Source organism: Blastococcus sp. SYSU DS0617, assembly GCF_054051075.1.
This window is the reverse complement of record NZ_JBJHAO010000001.1, coordinates 343,411-356,574: the sequence shown is the minus strand read 5'-3', so window position 1 is coordinate 356,574 and position 13,164 is coordinate 343,411. Positions and strand designations below refer to the sequence as shown.

9 protein-coding genes and 1 pseudogene are annotated in these 13,164 nt (G+C 75.6%); 1 reads left to right on the top strand and 9 read right to left on the bottom strand.

What is annotated here, in order from left to right; genetic code table 11:
• Nucleotides 1–219 precede the first annotated feature (219 nt).
• The 4 genes from topA to ACI793_RS01695 all read right to left on the bottom strand — a co-directional run bounded on the left by topA (nt 220) and on the right by ACI793_RS01695 (nt 7,609).
• Nucleotides 220–3,054: a type I DNA topoisomerase gene (topA, locus tag ACI793_RS01710; RefSeq protein WP_456604630.1), complete on the bottom strand. Its 2,835-nt coding sequence runs from the start codon at nt 3,052–3,054 to the stop codon at nt 220–222.
• A 241-nt stretch (nt 3,055–3,295) separates the two neighbouring features.
• Entirely contained in the window at nt 3,296–4,813 is a 1,518-nt protein-coding gene (locus ACI793_RS01705) for an alpha/beta hydrolase (protein ID WP_456604629.1), read from the bottom strand.
• Nucleotides 4,814–4,835: 22 nt separating this feature from the next.
• Entirely contained in the window at nt 4,836–5,159 is a 324-nt protein-coding gene (locus ACI793_RS01700; protein ID WP_456604628.1) for a type VII secretion target, read from the bottom strand.
• Nucleotides 5,160–5,332: 173 nt separating this feature from the next.
• On the bottom strand, nt 5,333–7,609 hold the full coding sequence (locus tag ACI793_RS01695) for a sodium-translocating pyrophosphatase (RefSeq protein ID WP_456604791.1): 2,277 nt from the start codon (nt 7,607–7,609) through the stop codon (nt 5,333–5,335).
• A 363-nt stretch (nt 7,610–7,972) separates the two neighbouring features.
• Between ACI793_RS01695 and ACI793_RS01690 the strand changes: the two genes are divergently transcribed.
• A complete protein-coding gene (locus ACI793_RS01690) occupies nt 7,973–10,420 on the top strand; it encodes a DEAD/DEAH box helicase (protein ID WP_456604627.1) in 2,448 nt (815 codons plus the stop codon).
• Nucleotides 10,421–10,474: 54 nt separating this feature from the next.
• Here the strand turns inward: ACI793_RS01690 and ACI793_RS01685 are convergent.
• From ACI793_RS01685 to ACI793_RS01665, 5 genes and pseudogenes are all read right to left on the bottom strand, one after another.
• Nucleotides 10,475–10,807, bottom strand: a pseudogene (locus tag ACI793_RS01685) (Rv3654c family TadE-like protein); the annotation flags it as partial.
• On the bottom strand, nt 10,804–11,196 hold the full coding sequence (locus tag ACI793_RS01680) for a TadE family type IV pilus minor pilin (RefSeq protein WP_456604626.1): 393 nt from the start codon (nt 11,194–11,196) through the stop codon (nt 10,804–10,806). The gene ACI793_RS01680 and the pseudogene ACI793_RS01685, both read right to left, overlap by 4 nt.
• A gap of 1 nt (nt 11,197) precedes the next feature.
• Nucleotides 11,198–11,479, bottom strand: a complete 282-nt coding sequence (locus ACI793_RS01675; protein ID WP_456604625.1) for a DUF4244 domain-containing protein — start codon at nt 11,477–11,479, stop codon at nt 11,198–11,200.
• 143 nt (nt 11,480–11,622) lie between these two features.
• Entirely contained in the window at nt 11,623–12,369 is a 747-nt protein-coding gene (locus ACI793_RS01670; RefSeq protein ID WP_456604624.1) for a type II secretion system F family protein, read from the bottom strand.
• 19 nt (nt 12,370–12,388) lie between these two features.
• Nucleotides 12,389–13,162, bottom strand: a complete 774-nt coding sequence (locus ACI793_RS01665; protein ID WP_456604790.1) for a type II secretion system F family protein — start codon at nt 13,160–13,162, stop codon at nt 12,389–12,391.
• Nucleotides 13,163–13,164: the final 2 nt, after the last annotated feature.

The following is a 13,164-nucleotide window of genomic DNA, read 5'->3' as shown; positions in this document are numbered from 1 at the left end:
TCGGACCGGTTTCCGCCCGGAACGATCCGGGAGGCGGAACCGTGCGGTCGCGTTCACCTGCCGGAGGCCCGGCGTTCGCGACGACGAGCGGGGCCGGCACGATGCAGCCCGGTGCGTGCGGCCCGACGGCGGCACACCGCTGCCGACCGGCATCCCGGGAGGGAGGCCGTGCCCCCGGTGTCGGATCCCGGACCCCCTGGACGAGGGGCCCGGGACCGCTCAGCTGGTCGCGACCGGGTCGGCCGCCTTCTTCGCGGCCGCCTTCTTCGCCGGCGCCTTCTTGGCCGTCGTCTTCTTGGCCGTGGTCTTCTTCGCGGCCTTCTTCTTCTTGGACGGGCCGGCAGCCCGGCGGTCGGCGAGCAGCTCGGCGGCGCGCTCGATGGTGATCGACTCGACGTCGTCCCCCTTGCGGAGGCTGGCGTTCGTCTCGCCGTCGGTCACGTAGGGCCCGAACCGGCCCTCGCGCACCGTGACCACGCCCTCGGTCACCGGATCGGGGCCCAGCTCCTTGAGCGGCGCCTTGGCCGCCGCGCGCCCCCGCTGCTTGGGCTGGGCGAAGATCGCCAGCGCCTCCTCGAGGGTGATCGTGAAGAGCTTCTCCTCGCCCTCCAGCGACCGGGAGTCGGTGCCCTTCTTGATGTAGGGCCCGTAGCGGCCGTTGAGCGCCTGGATCTCCTCGCCCTCGGGCGTGACGCCGACGGTCCGGGGCAGCGTCAGCAGCTTGAGCGCGTCGTCGATGGTCACCGTCTCCGGCGACATGGACGCGAACAGGCTCGCCGTGCGGGGAGCCTCCTTGCTGCCCTCGGGGACGACGGTGGTGATGTAGGGGCCGTAGCGGCCGGCCTTCACGACCACCGGGAGACCCGACTCCGGGTCGGTGCCCAGCTCCCGGTCGCCCGACGGGGCCTCCAGCAGTTCGCGCACCTTCTCCTCGGTGAGCTCGTCGGGGGCGATGTCCTCCGGGATGCTGACCCGCGCACCGTCCTCACCGGCCTGGAGGTAGGGGCCGTAGCGGCCCACCCGGGCCACGACCGGCTCGCCCTCGGGGCTGGTCGCGCGCAGCGGGATCGAGTTCACCCCGCGGGCGTCGATCTCCTCGAGCCGCTGGCCGATCACGTGCTTGAGTCCGCCGGACTGCGCGATGGCACCGGCGTGCCGGCCCTCGCCGCCGAAGTAGAACTCGGTGAGCCAGTCGACCCGCTGCAGGGTGCCGCCGGCGATCTCGTCGAGCTCCTCCTCCAGCGACGCGGTGAACTGGTAGTCGACCAGCTGCGCGAAGTGCTGCTCGAGCAGGTTGACCACGGCGAACGCGACGAAGGAGGGCACGAGCGCGTTGCCCTTCTTCCAGACGTACCCGCGGTCCTGGATCGTCTGCATGATCGAGGCGAACGTCGACGGACGCCCGATGCCCAGCTCCTCGAGCCGCGCCACCAGGCTCGGCTCGGTGTAGCGCGACGGCGGGCTGGTGGTGTGCCCCTTGGCGTCGAGCTCCCGGGTGTCGAGCTGCTGCCCGCGCTCCAGGCGGGGCAGCCGGCGCTCGGCGTCGTCGCTGCCGTGGTCGTCGTCGCCGGTGTTCGCCGCACCCTCGTCGCGGGACTCGACGTAGGCCCGCAGGAAGCCGGGGAAGGTGATCGTGCGGCCGCTGGCGGTGAACTCGACCGCCTCGTCGGTGGCGCTGCGGCCGGCCAGGCGGATGCTCACCGTCTGACCGACGGCGTCGGCCATCTGCGAGGCGACCGTGCGCTGCCAGATCAGCTCGTAGAGCCGGAACTCGTCGCGGGCCAGTTCGGCAGCCAGCTGCCCGGGCGTCCGGAAGCTGTCACCGGCGGGGCGGATGGCTTCGTGCGCCTCCTGGGCACCCTTGCTCTTCTTGCTGTAGCGGCGGGCCTCGGCCGGCACGTACGCGTCGCCGTAGAGCTCGCGGGCCTGCTGCCGGGCGGCGTTGATGGCCTCCTCGGACAGGTTCGTCGAGTCGGTGCGCATGTAGGTGATGTGGCCGTTCTCGTACAGCCGCTGGGCCACGCGCATGCTCTGCGCCGACGACCAGCCGAGCTTGCGCCCGGCCTCCATCTGCAGCGTGGACGTGGTGAACGGCGCGTACGGCCGCCGGCGGTAGGGCTTCTCGTCGACCCTGCTGACGGCGACCTGCCGGCCCTCCAGGCGCGCGGCCAGGCCGCGGGCCCCCGCCTCGTCGAGGTGCACGACCTCGCCGGTCGTCCGGCCGGTGGCGGCGTCGAAGTCCTTGCCGGTGGCGATCCGGCTGTCGTCGACGCTGACGAGCTTCGCGCGCACCGTGGTGGGCTCGCCCTCGTCGGCGCCGGCGGCCTTGCCGGGGACGGCGAAGGTGCCCTCCAGCGACCAGTAGTCGGCGGAGTGGAAGGCCATCCGCTCGCGCTCGCGCTCCACCACGATGCGGGTGGCCACCGACTGCACGCGGCCGGCCGAGAGCTTGGGCAGCACCTTCTTCCACAGCACAGGGCTGACCTCGTAGCCGTAGAGGCGGTCGAGGATGCGGCGGGTCTCCTGCGCGTCGACCAGGGCGGTGTCGAGCTCGCGGGGGTTGGCGACGGCGCGGGCGATGGCCTCGGGGGTGATCTCGTGGAAGACCATCCGACGGACCGGCACCTGCGGCTTGAGCGTGTCGATCAGGTGCCAGGCGATGGCCTCGCCCTCGCGGTCCTCGTCTGTCGCGAGGTAGATCTCGCTGGCGTTCTTCACCAGCTGCTTGAGCCGGCTGACCTGCTGCTTGCGGTCGGGGCTGACCACGTAGAGCGGTTCGAAGGAGTTGTCGACGTCGACGCCGAGCCGCGCCCAGGCGGCGCCCTTGTGCTCGGCCGGGACGTCGGCGGCGTTGCGCGGCAGGTCGCGGATGTGCCCGACGCTGGCCTCGACGACGTAGTCGCTGCCCAGGTACCCGGCGATCTTGTTCGCCTTGGTGGGCGACTCCACGATGACCAGCGGCTTGCCGCCGGCCGCAGCCGAGCTGCGCCGCGGGGTCTTGGTGCCCCCGGCGCTGGGCTCGGTGCTCTCGGTCTGCGTGGTCTTCGTGGGCACGGTGCTCCTGTCGGTGGTGCCTGGTGGTGCTGGGGTGCGGCCTGTCCGGACGGTGCTCCGCTCCCCGCGCGGGGCCCGGCGCCAGGCGGCGCGGCCGCGAAAGGGCCCCTCGGCGGGCCACGGTAAGCCACCCGGCCGAACTGGAGCCGGGGACGACCTCCCGTGGGCGTGCCGTTCTCCTTACCGAACGTGCATGGTGCGCTGCTGTTCCCGGGCGGGGAAGAGCGGTCCCGCGTTGGGGTCAGTCGGGCCGCCGCCCCACGACCACCTCCCCCATGGCGGCCAGCGTCGGCCGGTCGCGGTCGAAGTAGTCCGAGTGACCGGTGCCGAGGTCGGCGGGCAGCCCGGTGGACCCGAACCTGCGTGCCCACGTCTCCGTGCCGAACCAGCCGACCCACGAGACGGGGTCCGCCGGTGATGCCGCGTCGTACACCTCGGGCGCCTCCAGGGCCGTGGCGTCGTCCTCCATGCCGGGACTGCCCAGCAGGACGACGGCGTCCGCCGCCAGCCGGCCCGGCCGGTCGGCCGCCTCGTCCAGGACCACCGTCCCGTAGCTGTGCCCGACCACTGTCGTCCGCGAGCGGGGCACGCCCGCAGAGGTGCGTGCCGCGGCCAGCCCGTCCAGCGCCGCGTCCAGGGCGGCGCCTCCCCTGGTGGCGGCTCGGCGGTTGGTCACCGAGTAGATGGTGTGCGGCGCCCGGTAGCCCAGCCAGGCCACCGCGGCCACGGCCGGTCCTGGATCGGCTCGCGAGGCCGAGGCGGCGAGGTCCCGCGCGTTGCCGGCCACGCCGTGCAGGTCGTCGCCCGGGGAGACGTTCATGCCGGGGACGACGAGCGCCACCGCGGCCGCGGCGTCGAGGTCGCCGAACGCGACCGCCACGCGCTCACCGGCCAGGTCCAGGAGGTGCAGCTGTGCTGTCCGGCCCGCGGCCTCCTCGGCGGCCAGCAGCTCCGCCACGACCCGGGCCGTCGCCCGCTGGCCGTCGTCGGCGCGCGGGTCCTCGATGGCCTGCCGGAGCGCGTGCCGGTTCGCGCGGTCCCGGGCCCATGCCGGCACGCCGTCCAGCGAGCCGACGGTCGCCGGGGCGGTGTCCACCAGCGTGAGCTGCGCGGCGGACGGAAGGGACGCCCACCAGCGGGCCACCTCCCGTGGGTCGGCACCGGTCGGCGGCTCGAGCGGGAAGGAGCCGCTGCCCAGCTCGTCGAGCCGGCCGGCGGATCCGGCGTGCGCACCTGCGGAGGCGAGCGCGGCCTCGGCCCGCACCGCGGCGGCCTCCGCATCGGCCGCGGCCGCCAGCGCCTCCCTCGCCATCGCGACCGCGGGGGCCACCGACTCCGGGCCGAGCACCAGCCGGTCGACCGCCGCGGCGAGCGTGCCCTCGTGGGCGAGTGCGGCCTCCAGGGGCACCGGCAGCTCCGGCGCCAGGGCCAGCGCGGTGGCCGCGCGCCCGGACGCGGTGTCCACCGAACGCACCAGGTGCGCGCACTCCGCACGGGAGGTGGCGAACCCGGCGTCCGCGGCGGCCGCGGCGCTGGACAGGCGCAGGAGCAGCCGGCCGGCCTGCGCCGCGGCGGGGCCCTGCCAGCACCCCTCGTCCTCCAGGGCCCGGACGACGGCGTCCAGGCGGGTCCGCCAGGCCGGGAAGCCGTCGTCCAGCGCCGTCAGGGCGCGCAGTCCCGCCCGCAGCGCAGGGGCGTCCCAGGCGGCCAGCGCCTGCAGCCGGAGCACGTCGTCCTGGGGCGCGACGGGGCTCGTCACGGCTTCTCCTGCGTGGGACCGCTCAGCACGCCGCGTCCCCGTCCGGCAGCACCGGCCCGCCGAGCCGCCCGCCGAGCTCCTCGTCGGCCGAGCGGTAGGCGAGCACCGCGGCACGCAGCGTGCCGGCAGCTGCCTCCGTCCCCTGCGCGAGGGCAGCGGCCACCGCCGCCCAGGCGGTGCCGACGGCCCCGGCGGCCGCGCCCTCCCGACCGCCCAGCACGGAGTCCAGGGCACCGGCGGCGGACCGGCAGCGGTCCCCGTCCGTGGCGAGCTCGGCCGCCAGCCCGGCCAGTTCGTCGGCGAGCGCGGCCAGCGCGTCCGGCTGCACGGAGATGCTCGGCGCCATGGGCTGCCTCCCGGGTCGGTCGTCACCCGTCGGTGCGGACGGGAGGCGGCGACGCTAGGCAGGAACGACGACGGCGGGCCGCCGCACGTCCACAGCGGAGGACGACGTCCACAACGCGCACCGCGACCCTCCCGCCGAGGGGTTCTCGGCGGGAGGGTCGCGGGGTGGGTGGATCAGGGAGCGGTGGTGGTGAGCGATCCCGAGTCGGGCTGGCTGCTGACCTCCCCGACCACGACCGAGCGCCGCTTGGACACCACGACGGCGCCCACGATCACCAGGGTCGCCGCCAGGGCGATGGCCACCCGGACCACGTCGTTGGCGTCCTCGCCCACGGAGAGGCTGACGACGGCCGGGGCGATGATCAGCGCGACCAGGTTCATCACCTTGATCAGCGGGTTGATGGCCGGCCCGGCGGTGTCCTTGAACGGGTCCCCGACGGTGTCGCCGATGACGGTGGCGGCGTGCGCCTCGCTGCCCTTGCCGCCGTAGGCGCCGTCCTCGACCATCTTCTTCGCGTTGTCCCAGGCGCCGCCGGAGTTGGACAGGAAGACGGCCATCAGGGTGCCGGCCGCGATGGCCCCGACCAGGTACGCCGCGAGCGGCCCGAACCCGAGCCCGAAGCCGACCGCCACGGGAGCCAGGACGGCGAGCAGGCCGGGCGTGGCCAGCTCGCGCAGCGAGTCCTTGGTGCAGATGTCGACCACGGCCCCGTAGTCGGGCTTCTCGCTGTAGTCCATGATCCCGGGCTTGGTGCGGAACTGCTCCCGGACCTCGAAGACCACCCGGCCGGCGGCCCGCGAGACCGCGCTGACCGCCAGGCCGGAGAAGAAGAACACCACCGCGGCGCCGATGACGGCCCCCACGACGTTGTTCGGGTTCACCAGGCTGAAGGCCTCCTGCAGCGTCTCTCCCGCGGTGTCGCCGGCGTCCTCGAGGGCTGCCTCGAGCTGGGCGTTGTAGGAGCCGAAGAGCGCCGTCGCCGCCAGGACGGCGGTCGCGATCGCGATGCCCTTGGTGATGGCCTTGGTCGTGTTGCCGACGGCGTCGAGGTCGGTGAGGACGCGAGCGCCCTCCTCGTCGATGTCGCCGGACATCTCCGCGATCCCCTGCGCGTTGTCGCTCACCGGACCGAAGGTGTCCATGGCGACGATGACGCCCGCGGTCGTGAGCAGGCCGCAGCCGGCGAGGGCGACGGCGTAGAGCGCCGCACCGCCGCCGATGAGGAACGCCCCGTAGACGGCGCCGCCGATGAGCAGCGCGGCGTACACGGCGGACTCCAGGCCCAGCGAGATGCCGGAGAGGATGACGGTCGCCGGGCCGGTGAGCGAGCTGCGGCCGATGTCCTTGACCGGCTTGCGGCTGGTCTCGGTGAAGTAGCCGGTGAGCTGCTGGATCGCCGCGGCGAGCACGACGCCGATGAGCACGGAGACGAAGCCGAGGACCTGGGGGCTGACCTCCATGTCGACGCCGTCGGAGATGCTGGGCAGGTAGGTGAAGGACGCCGCCGCGACGAGCACGAGGGAGACCGCGGCGGAGGTGAAGAAGCCGCGGTTGATCGGCGCCATGCCGCTCGCGTCGGTCGTCGCGGGCCGGGTGGCGAGCACCCCGACGATCGAGGCGATGACGCCGATCGCGGCGATCATCAACGGGAACACCATGCCGACCGAGCCGAAGAAGACCTGCCCCAGGATCAACGCGGCGACCAGCGTGACGGCGTAGGACTCGAAGAGGTCCGCAGCCATCCCCGCGCAGTCGCCGACGTTGTCGCCCACGTTGTCGGCGATCGTCGCGGCATTGCGCGGGTCGTCCTCGGGGATCCCCGCCTCGACCTTGCCGACCAGGTCGGCGCCGACGTCGGCCGCCTTGGTGAAGATGCCGCCACCGACGCGCATGAACATGGCCAGCAGCGCCCCGCCGAACCCGAAGCCCTCCAGCACGATCGGTGCGGTCTCGTCGAAGAGCAGCAGCACCAGCGCGGCGCCGAAGAGGCCGAGCCCGATGGTGATCATCCCGACGACGCCACCGGTGCGGTACGCGGTGCGGAAGGACGGCAGGTAGCCCCCGGCGTTGGCGGCAGCGGCGACCCGCACGTTCGCGCGGGTGGCCAGGGTCATGCCGATGAAGCCGACCGATGCCGAGAACAGCGCACCGACGAGGAAGAAGATCGCGCGGCCTATACGGGTCTCCCAGCCACCGTCGGCGACCGGCAGGACCAGCAGGAGCAGGAAGACGATGACGGCGAAGATGCCCAGCGTCCGGAACTGCCTGCGCAGGAAGGCGGCCGCACCCTCCTGGACCGCCTGGGCGATCTCCCGCATCTTCACCGTGCCCTGGTCGGCGGCCATCACGGCCTTGACCAGATAGGCGGCGAAGGCCAGGGCGGCGAGCGAGATGGCGAGGATGACGACGACCAGCGCCGTATCTCCCCCGGACAGCGAACTGTCGGGCATGCGTTCCTCCCAGCGTCGACTGCCGCCGGGGAGCGCCGGTGCTCCCCGGTGCGGCGGAGGTGCCGATGCGGTGCGGACGGTGGCGCACCGCAACGGGTGCGAAGTGTAAGGGAGATCACACGATGTGCATCCCCCTCGAACGCTGCGTTCTCCCGCGGGGCGACCAGGCCGGATGACCGGCCCGGCGGGGGTGCCGGGAGGTGTACGGGGGGAGGTCGCCGGGAGGTGTGCGGGCGGGGTTGCCGGGAGGTGTGCGGGCGGGGTTGCCGGGAGGTGTGACAGTGGAGGTCCGGAGCGGCCGCACCGCCGCCCAGGCACAGCAGCAGTCGGCCACCTGACGGGCCGGCCCAGCGAGGAGGACCGGTGACCACGCTCCACCCGGCCCGGTCGGGGGCACCCGCCGCGACCGACGGAGCGCCGCCGCTCGGCGGCCCGGACGGTCCGCCGCCCGGTGCCGAGCTGCTGGCCACCCTGCTCGCCGGCACCGTGGAGGAGGACCGTCCGGTCACCCACGTGCACTCGGTGCCCGTGCGCGAGCGCCGGACGCTGCCGTGGCCGGCGTGGGTCAGCGAGCCGCTGCGCGAGCGCCTGCAGGAGCGTGGCGTGGCGGCCCCGTACGCACACCAGGTGGAGGCGGCGCAGCTCGCCCACGACGGCCGGCACGTCGTCGTGGCGACGGGGACGGCGTCGGGCAAGTCGCTGGCCTACCAGCTGCCCGCGCTGAGCCGGTTGGCCGAGGACCCCCGGGCCTGCGTGCTCTACCTGGCCCCGACGAAGGCGCTGGCCCGCGACCAGCTGGCCGCGGTGGCGGCCCTGGCCGACCCCTCGGTGCGCCCGGCGGCCTACGACGGCGACACCCCGGGCGAGGAGCGCGACTGGGTGCGGCGGCACTCGCGGTGGATCGTGACCAACCCCGACATGCTGCACCGCGGGATCCTGCCCGCCCACCAGAAGTGGTCGAGCACCCTGCGCCGCGTCGCCTACGTCGTCATCGACGAGTGCCACGCCTACCGCGGGGTCTTCGGCTCCCACGTCGGCCACGTGCTGCGCAGGCTCCGCCGGATCTGCCGGCGGTACGGCGCGGAGCCGGTGTTCGTGCTGGCGTCCGCGACCGTCGCCGACCCGGCTGGGGCCGCCGGGCGCCTCGTCGGCGAGCCGGTGGTCGCCGTGACCGAGGACGGCTCCCCTCGCCCGGGAGCGACCTTCGCTCTCTGGGAGCCACCCCTGACCGAGCACACCGGTGAGCACGGCGCTCCGCTGCGCCGGTCCGCCGCCGCCGACGCGGCGGGGCTGCTGGCCGACCTGGTGGAGCGGGGCGCCCGGACGCTGGCCTTCGTGCGCTCTCGGCGCAGCGCGGAGTCCGTCGCCGACCAGGCCCGCCGGCTGCTGCGCGACCGCGGCCGGGAGGACCTCGTGCGGAGGGTCGACTCCTACCGCGGCGGTTACCTGCCCGAGGAGCGGCGGGAGCTGGAACGGGCGCTGTCGTCCGGCGACCTGCTCGGGGTCGCGACCACGAACGCCCTGGAGCTCGGCATCGACATCGCCGGCCTGGACGCGGTCGTGCTCGCCGGCTACCCGGGGACGCTGGCATCGCTGTGGCAGCAGGCCGGGCGGGCGGGCCGGGCGCAGCGGGAGTCGCTCGTGGTGTTCGTCGCCCGGGACGACCCGCTGGACCACTACCTCGCCCACCATCCGGCAGCGGTGTTCGGCCGGGCGATCGAGGCCACCGTCACCGATCCGGCCAACCCCTACGTGCTGGGCCCGCAGCTGTGCTGCGCCGCCGCGGAGCTGCCGCTGGTTCCTGCGGACCTGCCGGACTTCGGCGGAGCGGTCGCGGAGGCGGCGCTCGAGCAGCTCGTCGCCGACGGGCAGCTGCGGCGGCGGCCCGCGGGTTGGTACTGGGCCGGGCGCGGACGTCCCGACGTCGACATCCGCGGCAGCGGCGCGGAGCCGGTGGCGATCATCGAGGGCGCCACGGGGCGCCTGCTCGGCACCGTCGACGGCGGTGCCGCCCATGCCACGGTGCACGAGGGCGCGCTGTACGTGCACCGGGGCGAGACCTTCGTCGTCGACCAGTTCGACGTGGACGACGCCTGCGCCGCGGTGCACCCGGAGAGCCCGGAGTGGACCACGGTCGCGCGCGACGTCACCGACCTCTCGATCGTGTCCCCCGGCCGGAGCCACCGGCTGGGCACGGTCACCGCCCACACCGGCGTGGTCGACGTGACCAACCAGGTGGTGGCCTACCAGCGCCGCCGGCTCGGCACCGGCGAGGTGCTCGCCGAGTTCCCGCTCGACCTGCCCGCCCGCCAGCTGCGGACCCGCGCGGTCTGGCTGACCCTCAGCGACCGGGGGGTGGAGCGCGCCGAGCTCGACGAGACCGAGCTGCCCGGCTCGCTGCACGCGGCGGAGCACGCCGCGATCGGCATCCTGCCGCTGCTGGCGACCTGCGACCGCTGGGATCTCGGCGGCCTGTCGACCGCGCTGCACCCCGACACGGGGACCGCGGCGATCTTCGTCTACGACGGGCATCCCGGCGGTGCGGGCTTCGCCGAGCGCGGCTTCGACGTGCTGCGCGAGTGGCTGCAGGCGACCCGGGCCACCGTCGCCAGCTGTGAGTGCGACAGCGGCTGCCCCTCGTGCGTCCAGTCGCCCAAGTGCGGCAACGGCAACGACCCGCTGGACAAGGCGGGGGCGGTGCGCGTGCTGGACGTGGTGCTCGACGAGCTGGCCGCCGCCGGCGACCTGGTCGCCGACGACGAGGCCGCGGCGCCCGACGCCGCCGACCCGGAGCCGGACCTGGTCTTCTGAGGCGCCGTCTTCCGAGATGGTGGCGTCCGCGGCCGCCACCACGGGACCGGCCCGGGCCCGTGCGGCCACCGTCCGGGAGCCGACCGGGCCGAGCTGCACCCGCACGCTGACCGTCACGTCGGCGAGGCCGCCCGGCTCGACCGTGCAGGCGTCCAGCCGGGCACCGTTCTCGCCGGCGACCTCCCCGGCGACGGCGCACGCCCCGGGATCGGCGAGCACCGCCCGGCCGGCGGCGGCCAGCGCGGTGAGGTCGGCCGCGCTGCCGGCCCGGTGCCGGGCCACCGCGGCCGCACCCACCAGCACGCCGGCCAGACCCACCAGCGCCAGGACGCCGCCGAGCGCCAGCACCCACACCGTGGCCGAGCCGCGCTCGCCGTCGTCCCTCACGGCGGCCCACCGGGCTCGCGCTGCGCCACCGCCTCGGCCGACACCCGGGTGCGCAGCGGAACCGGTCCCAGCGGCGACACCTGGACGCTCACCGTGACCCGGACGCGGTCCTCCGCCGTGCGCAGGCTCGTGACCGCCCCGTCGGGCGCCACCCGGCCGGCCAGCTCGGCCACCACCGCGGCGGTCTCCCCGCGTGCGGCGGCGCGGGCGCCCTCGCGGGCGGCGTCGACGCAGCGCAACTGGGCGCCGACCACGCTCACCGCCGCGACCGCGCAGAGCAGCACGAGCACGAGCACGGGCAGGACGACCGCCGTCTCGGCGGTGACCATCCCGGACTCGCGGTCGGCGCCCCGGCGGTGCACCCGCCGGACGTCCCCCGGACCCCGCACGTCAGGCCAGCGTGGCCAGTGCGCGGTCGACCAGGTCGGTCAGGCCGTCGACGACGGAGTCCCCGGTGACGACCCGGTACAGGACGGCCGCGAAGGCGCACGCGGCCACCGTGCCGACGGCGTACTCCGCGGTGCTCATGCCTGCCTCCGGCTCCTCCTGCAGCACCGCGAGCCGTCGGGCGAGAGCCTCGCGGGCCCGGGCCCAGCGCGCCGGGGTGCCGGCCGTCGGCGGCTCCGGCTGATCGCCGGCCGGGTCGAGCGTGGATGTGGGAGTGCTGGACATGGTCGTCTCCTGGCGTCGGGGCCCGCGGGTCGGGCCGTGCACCGAGCCTCGGGTCCCCCGGCCGGCCGGCCCATGGCCTGCCGCCATCTGTGGAGGGCACCCACGGCTGTGGACGGCCACCCCGTCGGCCGGTTCGGGCGCCGTCAGCCGAAGACGTCGCCGGCGATGCCGATCACCAGGGGTGCCACACCGAGGCAGACGAACGCCGGCAGGAAGCAGGCCCCCAGCGGGGCGAGCACCCACACCCCCGCCCGCTGCACGGCCACCTGGGTGTCGGCGCGTGCGGTGGTCCGGCTCTCCGCGGCCAGCGTGCGCAGCGCGCCGGCGACCATGGCCCCGGACTCCCCCGCCCGCACGACCACCCTCCCCAGCGCGGCGAGTTCCGGCGGTACGTCCGCCCAGGCACGCCGCGGATCGGCACCCAGCCGCGACAGGGCCGCGACCGAGCGCAGCTGCGCCCCCAACGGCCCGCCGACCGCACCCCCGACCGCCTCGAGCGCCCCCTCGACCGGCAGCCCGGCCACCAGGCAGACCCCCAGCAGATCGCATGCCGGGGGCAGGTCCCGGACCAGCGCCGCCCGCTCGGCCCCGGCGTCGTCAGGGGCCCGCGCGCGCAGCATCCGTTCGACGACGACAGCGAGGGCGATGCCACCCACCAACCCGTCGAACCCGCCCACGAGCAGGGCGCCGGCCACACCCGGGGCCGCCGCGAGCAGCCACCGGCGCAGCCGCTCGCGTGTCGCTGCCCGCCGCGGCGCGCGGGCAGGAGCGGGGTCCTCGGCCGGCCGCAGGGCCGACCACCGCGCGGCGCCGGCTCCGCCGCCGACGGGCCACACCGCGAGCGCTACCGCGAGAACCAGCAGGGCCGGCCCGACCCGGTCCGGGGTCATGACCGGGAGCCGGGACGCGTCACCGGAGCGCCCGCTGGACGAGCCGGTGCGACCAGGCCAGGCCGGCCGCCTCGAGGGCCACCCCGCCGACGAGCAGCACCTGCCCCACGCCGGTCGTCGTCAGGATCCGCCATGGATCGGCTCCCACCCCGCTGCCCATGAGCAGTCCGAGCAACGGGAGGCCGGCGAGCACGGCGGCGCTCGCCCGCGGGCCGGCAGTCGCCGCCCGCAGCTCCGTCCGGTGCCGGGCGCGGGCGCGCAGGTCGTCCTCCACCGCGGTGGCCACGGCCGCCAACGAGCATCCCGTGCGCATGCTGAGCCGGGTGGCGGCGGCGATCCTGCCGACGGCGTCCCCCAGGTCGCCGGGCGCCTCGCGGACGGGCACCTCGGGCGTCTGCACCGCACGGGCCAGCAGGCGGCCGGCCCCGGCGTCCCCGCAGGCGTCACCGGCGGCGGCCGCGGCCACCGCCAGGGAGCGGCCGCTGCGCAGCTCGGCCGCCAGGGCTCCCAGCCCGTCCGCCAGCCCACGGAGCGCGGCGTCGTCCCGGGCGGCGGCCCGCCGCCCGGCCCACGCCCGCACGCCGGCCACCGCCGCCACCGCGGCCAGGACCGCGACCAGCGGAGTGCTCACGGCGGCGGCGGCCCCCGCGACCAGCACGGCGACCAGGGCCGTCGGCGGACCGGCGGCGGGCGTGCCACCGGGCGGTGCGTGACGCGCGTCCCGGCCCGGCAGCCGTCCGGCGGCCCGCCGGTCCGGCCAGAGGAGGAGTGCGGCAGCCGCCGCGAGCAGCATCC